Genomic DNA, 8,177 nt, shown 5'->3' with positions numbered 1-8,177 from the left:
CGCTCCCGCAACCCAGCAAGACCAGCACGCTCAACGCCCACGGTCCTCGCAACTCCCACAGATCACGGGTGTTGCGAGGACCACTAGAACCCAAGGACCGGCCGGGGCCCTCGGGCCCAAGTGGCGAGAGGGCGGCATGTCACCCGCGCGGGTGACGTCACGTCAGGGTCGGTTGGTGTGCGCCGCGTTCGAGGTCGAGCAGCCACTGCTTGCGGGCGAGGCCGCCGCCGTATCCGGTGAGGCTGCCGTCGGCGCCGACGACACGGTGGCAGGGGACGATGATGCCGATCGGGTTCTTGCCGTTGGCCAGGCCGACCGCGCGGGAGGCGGTGGGGCGCCCCATCTCCGCGGCGAGTTCGCCGTAGGTGACGGTCTCGCCGTACGGGATGCCGCACAGTGCCGCCCACACGCGCTTCTGGAACGGTGTGCCGAACATGTGCAGGGCGAGGTCGAAAGAGGTGAGTTCGCCGTCGAAGTAGGCGGCGAGCTGTTCCTGGGCGCGGTCGAAGGCGGGCAGGCCGGCGCGCGGGCCGAAGCTCGCCAGGGGCGGGAGGTGCCGCTGGTCGGTCATGTAGAGGCCGCTGAGTTCACCCTCCCGGGCGACCAGCGTGAGGGGGCCGCAAGGGCTGTCGACTACGGTGTGGACGGCCGACGCCGTCGTGGTCGTCGTCATGGTGCTCATGGTGCGGTGCCTTCCGGAACTGAAGTGGCGCGGTCGTCGGAGGGTTTGGCGGCCGGGTGGTCGTCGTCGGGGAGCACGTTGATCGGATGATCGCCCGTCGCCCACAGGTACTGCGTCGCGTATGCGCGCCAGGGCTGCCAGGCGGCGGCGTGGCGGGTCAGCGCGGCCGGGGTGGCGGGCAGGCCGAGGTCGCGGGCCGCGTACCTGACACCGAGGTCGGTGGGCAGGAACGCGTCCGGGTCGCCGAGCGCGCGCATGGCGATGGTCTCCACGGTCCACGGCCCGAAGCCTGGAAGGGCCGTGAGCCTGGCTCTGGCGCGCTGCCAGTCGCTGCCGACGTCCAGGTCGAGTTCGCCGTCCACCAGGGCGCGCAGCAGCGCTGCGAGGGTGTCCTTGCGGGTCTGCGGCATCGCCAGTGACGCGGGGGCGCGCTCGATGAGCGTCTCAGGTGAGGGGAACAGGTGGGTGAGGCCGCCGCCCGGGTCCGCGACGGGCTCCCCGTACGCCGCCACCAGGCGCCCTGCGTGGGTGCGCGCCGCGGACGTCGAGATCTGCTGGCCGAGCACCGCGCGCACTGCGAACTCCGGCCCGTCGGCGACCCGCGGCACCCTGCGTCCCGGTGCTTTGGCCACCAGGGGCGCCAGCACCGGGTCGCAGGACAGGAGCGCGTCCACGGCGAGCGGGTCGGCGTCAAGGTCCAGCAGGCGCCGGCAGCGGCTGATCGCCTGCCCCAGGTCACGCCAGTCGGTCAGCGACAGCCGGCAGCCGATGTGGTCGGGTCCCGGTCGCAGCGACACCGTGCCGGGGCCGTTGGGCAGCCGCAGCGTGCGCCGGTACGCGCCGCCGCGCCACTCCTCGACACCTGGGACGGCGGTGGCCGCGAGGTGGCCGAAGAGGTTGTCCGGGTTGAGCGGGCGGCGGAATGGCAGCCGCAGCGCTATCGAGCCCACGGCGGCGGCCGGGCGGCCCTTGGCGACCCTGGCGCGCAACTCGCCCGGGGTCAGGGCGAACACCTCCCGCACGGTGTCGTTGAAGGTGCGGATGCTGGCGAAACCGGCCGCGAACGCCACCTCGCCCATCGGCATGGCCGTCGTCTCGATGAGCAGCCGCGCCGTCTGTGCGCGCTGGGCCCTGGCCAGTGCCAGGGGCCCTGCGCCCAGTTCGGCGAGCAGTTGGCGCTCGACTTGCCGCGCGCTGTAGCCGAGCCGGGATGCCAGGCCCGGTACGCCCTCCCGGTCGACCACGCCGTCGCCGATCAGCCGCATGGCCCGGGCCACGAGGTCGGCGCGCTCGTTCCACTGCGGCGAGCCGGGGCTGGCGTCGGGGCGGCAGCGCTTGCAGGCGCGGAACCCGGCCTGCTGGGCGGCTGCCGCGCTCGGGTAGAAGGTCATGTTCGCGACCTTCGGCGGCACGACCGGGCAGCTCGGCCGGCAGTAGATACGCGTGGTCAGCACCGCGGTGAAGAACCACCCGTCGAAACGGGAATCCTTCGACTGCACGGCCCGCACGCAGGCGTCGAAGTCCGTATGCACCTGTCCAGTCTCGCGCCTCGTCACAGCGTCGGTCTGGCGAGAATCCGACATGGACCTCAGTGCGGGCGGCACGCGCGCTGCACGGACGCTACGACGGGCCGACCTGCCTCCATGGGTGCCAGCCGGGTGTCGGCCTGGCAGCCATGGACGCGTGGCCCGACATCCAGGGTGCCTAGTCCGTCACCTTGCTGTCAGGTGCGTAGCGCAGGTCCTCGTAATCGGGGTGCTTGCTGATCCACTCGTCGATGAAGGGGCAGATCGCCAGGACACCGAGCCCGCGGGCACGGGCGTCGTCGAGGGCGGCGCGGGCCAGCGCCGAGCCGATTCCGCGGCCTTCGTAGCCCTCCTGCACCTCGGTGTGGACGAACGCGATCAGCACGTCGCCGCGCAGGTAGGCGGCGAAGCCGGCCAGGTCGCCGTCCGTGCGGGCTTCGTAGCGCTGCGCGGCGGGGGCATCGACGACGGTGAGGCCGTCGGGGGCGGGGCTCACGAACGGTAGCCCTCAACGGTCGAGGAGGGCCGTACGCGTGCGCCTCCCGGGTCCTCGCCGGCCTCGGACAGGGCGCGGCGCTGGCGCAGCAGGTCCCAGCACTGGTCGAGTTCGCGCTCCAGGGCGGCGAGGCGTTCGCGCTGGTCGCCGCCCTCGTCGTCGCCTCCCGCGAGCAGGTCCCGCAGGGCCTTCTCGTCGGAGACCATCGCACTGATGCGACCCAGGATGGCCTGTTCGGCGTTGGCGTCTTGAGGCTGTTGCACGGGGCACCTCCCGATCGATGGGCCGTTTCCACTGTCTCAGGTCGTACGGTACGACGCGCGCGGGGCGAGGGTCAGGGTTCTGGCGTGAGGGGAGGCGGGCACGGCCGCTGCGGCCGTTCATCGCCGGCGGGGCCGGGAGCCGCGTCGGCGTCGCGGTCGTGCGCCGTGCCGGGGGCGTCGCCATGGGTGCCGGGGGGAGGCTCTGTGTGGCTTCGCATCCAGGTGTCGATCTCGGCGCGCACCTTGCGGTCCATGGCGAGTGACATCTCCGCGTCGACGATGTTCTTGGCCAGCGGGCGCAGCCGGTGCAGGGACTCGGCGATGCGGTGGGCGTCGCCGGGTGTCAGCCCGGTCAGGTCGCCCATGACGTGGGATTTGATGACCTGGGTGAACAGGTCGGCCATCGCGTCGACGTGGTTGCGTACCTCCCGGCCCGCGGCCAGGACCGCGGACAGCGGCACGCCTTCGCGCACGAGCGCGGCGGAGGCGTCCAGCAGGCGGCGGCTGACGTGCACGACCTGCTCACCGTCGACCGCGATGTAGCCGATCTCCAGGGAGTCGGTGAGGTTCTCGGGGCTTATGTCCTCGCCGAAGTAATCGGCGAGTTCCTGGGGGCTGAGCCTTACCGGGGTCTCCTCGGACCAGGGGATGGCGAGTGCGCCTTCCAGCCCGAGCAGTTCGGCGACACCGTCCAGGGTGCGGCCCTGCTCCCAGGCCGCGATCAGCTCGGCGATGCCGCCCAGGGTGTGGCCGCGCTCCAGGAGGGCGGAGATGGTGCGCAGCCGCGCGAGGTGGTCCTCGGAATACCACGCGATCCGTCCTTCGCGGCGCGGGGGCGGGAGCAGGCGCCTTTCGCGGTAGAACCGCAGTGTCCTGACGGGGATGCCGGCTGCTTCGGCCAGTTCCTCGACGCGGTACTCGCGCGGCACGGTCGCGTTGTCGTCCACGTCGCCAGCCTAGGGGGTGCAGAAATCCTTCTCCGCGGCCGACCGGGGTGCTCCTCTGGGGGAGCGCTCGTCGCGCGTGTTCCGGGGGCGGCGCCGGGCGCTTGCGGGCGCGGCGGGCGGCCGAAATCCGGACCTACCCCTACCGGAGGTAACGCCCGGTGCCTTACAGTCCGACTGTGCCAGTGATTGCTGGCGCGATTGAGAGAAGCGGGAAGGCGGTGCCATGGACGACGACATCGAACACGTGCGGGTGGCGGTGATCGGGTCCGGCTTCGGCGGTCTAGGGGCCGCGGTGAGGCTGCGGCGGGAAGGGATCACCGACTTCGTGATCCTCGAGCGCGCGGACGCGGTCGGCGGCACCTGGCGCGACAACAGCTACCCGGGCTGCGCCTGCGACGTGCCCTCCCACCTCTACTCGTTCTCGTTCGCACCCAACCCCGACTGGCCGCGCGCCTTCTCCGGCCAGGAGCACATCCGCGCGTACCTCGAACGGGTCGCCGACACCTTCGGGTTGCGGCCGCACCTGCGCTTCGGCGCCGAGGTGCTCCAGGCGCGCTGGAACGCCGAGGCGCGGCACTGGCATCTGACGACGGCCGCCGGCGAACTGACCGCCGATGTGGTGGTCTCCGCGACCGGGCCGCTGTCCGACCCGAAGATCCCGGACGTGCCGGGGATCGAGGACTTTCCTGGGCGGGTGTTCCACTCCTCGCGCTGGGAGCACGACTTCGACCTCAAGGGCAAGCGCGTCGCCATGGTCGGCACCGGGGCGTCGGCGATCCAGATCGTGCCGTCGATCCAGCCGGAGGTCGGGAAGCTGACCGTCATCCAGCGCACCCCGCCGTGGGTGATGCCACGGGTGGACCGGCCGATAGGCGCGGCGGAGCGGTGGTTGCACGGCACGGTGCCCGGCACCGCGAAGTTGCGGCGCGGCGCGCTGTGGCTGATCCGGGAGTTCCAGGTCGGCGCGTTCGTCAAGCAGCCGAAACTGATGAAGGCGGCCGAGCGGATCGCACGCGGCCACCTGAGGCGGTCCGTCAAGGACCCTGGGCTCCGGGCTCGCCTCACACCGGACTACACCATCGGATGCAAGCGCATTCTGTTGTCCAACACCTACTATCCGGCGCTCTCACAACCCAACACCGAGGTCGTCACCTCGGCGCTCAGCGAGGTGCGCGGCTCATCGGTGGTGATGGCCGACGGTACCGAGCGCGAGGTCGACGCGATCATCTTCGGCACCGGGTTCCATGTCACCGACATGCCGATCGGCGATCGGGTCATCGGATCGGACGGCCGCAGTCTCAGCGAGCACTGGAAGAGCGGCATGGCCGCGCTGCGCGGCTGTGCCGTCGACGGCTTCCCGAATCTTCTGTTCATCATCGGACCGAACACCGGTCTCGGGAACAGCTCGATGATCCTGATGATCGAATCATCACTCAACTATGTCGCCGACTACCTGCGCACCCTGGAGCGTTCCGGTGCCGCGGCCCTGGACGCCAAGCCGGCGGCGGTCGCCGCGTGGAACGAGGAGATGCAGCGCCGCGCTTCGCGCACCGTGTGGAACACCGGCGGCTGCAAGAGCTGGTACCTGGACGCCAACGGCCGCAACACCACGGCGTGGCCCGGCACCACTGCCGAGTTCCGGCGCGCCACCAGGCAGTTGAAGCTCTCCGAATACAACCTGCTGGCCCCCGCGGGCCAGTCGTCCGTCGAGTCCGTGACCGGGCCGGCCGCGAAGGTGGCGTCATGACCGCGACATACGAGGCTGTGCAGCCGCGCAGGGCGCTGACCGCGGTCTCCGCGGACGGCACGCGCCTGAACGTGGAGGAGTACGGCCGCACCGACGCTCCGACAGTCGTACTGGTGCACGGGTGGACGTGTTCGACGCTGTTCTGGGCGCCGATGGTGCGGGCCCTGTCATCGGATTTCCGGTTGATCGCCTACGACCAGCGCGGCCATGGTCTCAGTGCGGCGCCCGCCACCCGCAAGGGTTACAGCACGGCCATAATGGCCGATGATCTGCAGGCGGTACTGGATGCCGTGCTGCCCGAGGGTGAACGTGCCCTGCTCGTCGGCCACTCCATGGGCGGTATGACGATCATGGCAGCCGCCGAACGGCAGTTCGTGCGCGACCGTACCGCCGCCGTGCTGCTGGTGAGTACCGGAGCCAGCCGGCTGATCGGGTCGACGCAGGTGCTGCCGCCGCGACTGAGCGCCCGGTGGCTGCGGCGGGTGCTGCACCGCCAGATCCTCGTCTCGAGCCTGCCGCTGGGCCCGGTCACGCCGATGGCCAAGGCGGTGTTGAAGTACGGGGTGATGGGCCCGGATTCGACACCCGAACAGGTGGATTTCTGCGCTCGGATCGTGCACGCCTGCCGGGCGCGGCCGCGTTCCGCGTGGGGCAAGGTGCAGGCCGTCTTGGACCTGGACGCCGAAGTGGCCGCGCTCACCGCGCCCACCGCGGTCGTCGTCGGAACGGTCGACAAACTGACTCCCAAGGTGCACTCGCACCGCATCGCCGCTGCGCTGCCGCACTGCGTCGGACTGACTGAACTGCCCGGCCGCGGTCACATGACGCCGGTCGAGGACACGCCCGCCGTGGAGGCGCTGATACGCACCCTGGCGGCTGATCATCTGGCGCGGGGTGACGCGGGATCGGAACGTACGACAAGCGGTGCGGCCGAGGCGGCCGGCGAACAGGAGAAGAGCGCATGAGCGGATCATCGTTGGACGGCCGGGTCGTGGTGGTCACCGGTGCGGCTCGCGGTGTCGGTGAGCTGCTCGCCCGCAAACTCGCCGCGCGCGGCGCCCGGCTGGCCCTGGTCGGCCTCGAACCCGATGAACTGAAGAACGTCGCCGCGTCACTGGGCGGCGAGGCGGCCAGTTGGACCGCCGACGTCACCGACCGGGCGGCGATGGCCGAGGTGGCCGCCGACGTGCGCGCGCGCTTCGGGAGGATCGACGTCGCCGTCGCCAACGCCGGTGTCGCCACCGGCGGGCCGTTCCTCGAATCGGACCCCGACGCCTTCGATCGGGTGATCCAGGTCAACCTGCTGGGCAGCGTCTCGACCGCAAGGGCGTTCCTGCCGGCGCTCGTTGACTCGCACGGCTATTTTCTGCAGATCGCATCGCTGGCCGCGATCACCCCCGCGCCCCTGATGGCCGCGTACTGCGCGAGCAAGTCGGGTGTCGAGGCGTTCGCGCACAGCCTGCGCGCCGAGATGGCCCCCAAGGGCGTCAAGGTAGGTGTCGGCTACCTCAGCTGGACCGACACCGACATGGTGCGCGGCGCCGACGAGGACGACGCCCTGCGGGCCATGCGCGCGCGACTGCCGTGGCCGACCAACCGGACGTACCCGCTGGAACCGGCGGTCGAGCGGATCGTCGCCGGGATCGTACGACGATCACCTCATGTGTACGCGCAGTGGTGGCTACGCGGCATGCAGCCGGTGCGCGGCTACCTGCCCTCGGTCATCGGCGGCGCGCTGGGGCAGCGGGAGATGCGCCGGGCCGCGCCGGCACTGGCCCGGGCGGCCGGGGTCCGGCGCGGCCTGGTGGGCAGGGGAGGCGCTGCGGACGAGTCGGCGCGGACCTCCGCAAATCACGCTCCGTAGCTGTAATCGCTCGCTGACCTGGGGTTATTGTCCCAGGATGCGGGGGGTGTCCGGCCATGTAAGTCTTGTCGAGGCCCCATCCCCACAAAACTCCAGGAGGAGTAGCCATGGGCGCTTTCGATCAGTTCAAGGACGAGGCCGAGGACTATGCCGAGCAGGCCAAGGGCGCGCAGGGCGACAAGCGGAACAAGTCCGCTGCCGCCCAGAACCCCGAGCAGGCCCAGCGCGGCATGCAGCAGGAGGGGCAGGAGCGTCGTTCCGACCTCGAGGACCAGGCGTCGCGTCGCATGGGCCGCGAGTCCGAGGACGACAACCAGGACGACTGGGCCTGACGTCCGCTTGAGCTGACCTCGGCGTCGCGCATCGCGCGGACACCGAGAACGCCGTGACACGGAAGGGGCGCCCCTGCGGGCGCCCCTTCTGCGTGCCCTGCGGCGGACGTTGAGCCCGGACGCCGGCTCCCGCGCCCATGGTGGCGGACCGCCACCAAGGATGCGAAGCCGTGCAACCCGGACCTGGCGGCGCCGCGTCGGTGCTCCTTGGTGCCGCCCGGCGCTCCTAGTGTTCTGAGTCGGGAATTCGCTTCAGATATCCGGCGAGGCGTTCGAGGATGTCCTCTGCGGTCTTGGTCCAGATGTAGGGCTTGGGATCG

General features: G+C 71.1%; 9 protein-coding genes. 4 read left to right on the top strand and 5 right to left on the bottom strand.

Going from position 1 to position 8,177, the window contains the following annotated elements; genetic code table 11:
• Positions 1 to 157: 157 nt before the first annotated feature.
• From ACIPAE_RS39735 to ACIPAE_RS39715, 5 genes are all read right to left on the bottom strand, one after another.
• A complete protein-coding gene (locus ACIPAE_RS39735; protein ID WP_366412751.1) occupies positions 158 to 682 on the bottom strand; it encodes a methylated-DNA--[protein]-cysteine S-methyltransferase in 525 nt (174 codons plus the stop codon).
• On the bottom strand, positions 679 to 2,214 hold the full coding sequence (locus tag ACIPAE_RS39730) for an AlkA N-terminal domain-containing protein (protein WP_402452329.1): 1,536 nt from the start codon (positions 2,212 to 2,214) through the stop codon (positions 679 to 681). The genes ACIPAE_RS39735 and ACIPAE_RS39730 overlap by 4 nt, the downstream gene beginning before the upstream one ends.
• A gap of 172 nt (positions 2,215 to 2,386) precedes the next feature.
• On the bottom strand, positions 2,387 to 2,704 hold the full coding sequence (locus tag ACIPAE_RS39725; protein ID WP_402452328.1) for a GNAT family N-acetyltransferase: 318 nt from the start codon (positions 2,702 to 2,704) through the stop codon (positions 2,387 to 2,389).
• Complete coding sequence (locus ACIPAE_RS39720) at positions 2,701 to 2,967, bottom strand: DUF2630 family protein (RefSeq protein WP_329368479.1); 267 nt, start codon at positions 2,965 to 2,967, stop codon at positions 2,701 to 2,703. The genes ACIPAE_RS39725 and ACIPAE_RS39720 overlap by 4 nt, the downstream gene beginning before the upstream one ends.
• Positions 2,968 to 3,038: 71 nt before the next feature.
• Entirely contained in the window at positions 3,039 to 3,896 is an 858-nt protein-coding gene (locus ACIPAE_RS39715; RefSeq protein ID WP_329374230.1) for a MerR family transcriptional regulator, read from the bottom strand.
• Between the two features lie 241 nt (positions 3,897 to 4,137).
• On the opposite strand from ACIPAE_RS39715, the gene ACIPAE_RS39710 reads away from it, so the two are divergent.
• From ACIPAE_RS39710 to ACIPAE_RS39695, 4 genes are all read left to right on the top strand, one after another.
• Positions 4,138 to 5,661, top strand: coding sequence for an NAD(P)/FAD-dependent oxidoreductase (locus ACIPAE_RS39710; protein ID WP_329368481.1), 1,524 nt, complete (start codon positions 4,138 to 4,140; stop codon positions 5,659 to 5,661).
• Positions 5,658 to 6,626: an alpha/beta fold hydrolase gene (locus tag ACIPAE_RS39705; RefSeq protein WP_402452325.1), complete on the top strand. Its 969-nt coding sequence runs from the start codon at positions 5,658 to 5,660 to the stop codon at positions 6,624 to 6,626. The genes ACIPAE_RS39710 and ACIPAE_RS39705 overlap by 4 nt, the downstream gene beginning before the upstream one ends.
• Positions 6,623 to 7,525, top strand: a complete 903-nt coding sequence (locus ACIPAE_RS39700) for an SDR family oxidoreductase (protein WP_329368485.1) — start codon at positions 6,623 to 6,625, stop codon at positions 7,523 to 7,525. The genes ACIPAE_RS39705 and ACIPAE_RS39700 overlap by 4 nt, the downstream gene beginning before the upstream one ends.
• A 107-nt stretch (positions 7,526 to 7,632) precedes the next feature.
• Positions 7,633 to 7,857, top strand: coding sequence for a hypothetical protein (locus ACIPAE_RS39695; protein ID WP_402452322.1), 225 nt, complete (start codon positions 7,633 to 7,635; stop codon positions 7,855 to 7,857).
• Positions 7,858 to 8,177: the final 320 nt, after the last annotated feature.

It is taken from the genome of Streptomyces sp. NPDC087270, assembly GCF_044744625.1.
Classification (GTDB): Bacteria; Actinomycetota; Actinomycetes; order Streptomycetales; family Streptomycetaceae; genus Actinacidiphila.
The sequence above is the reverse complement of the archived record's forward strand: the minus strand, read 5'-3'. Positions and strand labels throughout refer to the sequence as shown.

Coding starts and splice junctions, on each gene's coding strand:
- ACIPAE_RS39735 (WP_366412751.1), bottom strand. CDS start 682: ATGAGCACCATGACGACGACCACGACGGCGTCGGCCGTCCACACCGTA.
- ACIPAE_RS39710 (WP_329368481.1), top strand. CDS start 4,138: ATGGACGACGACATCGAACACGTGCGGGTGGCGGTGATCGGGTCCGGC.
- ACIPAE_RS39705 (WP_402452325.1), top strand. CDS start 5,658: ATGACCGCGACATACGAGGCTGTGCAGCCGCGCAGGGCGCTGACCGCG.
- ACIPAE_RS39700 (WP_329368485.1), top strand. CDS start 6,623: ATGAGCGGATCATCGTTGGACGGCCGGGTCGTGGTGGTCACCGGTGCG.
- ACIPAE_RS39695 (WP_402452322.1), top strand. CDS start 7,633: ATGGGCGCTTTCGATCAGTTCAAGGACGAGGCCGAGGACTATGCCGAG.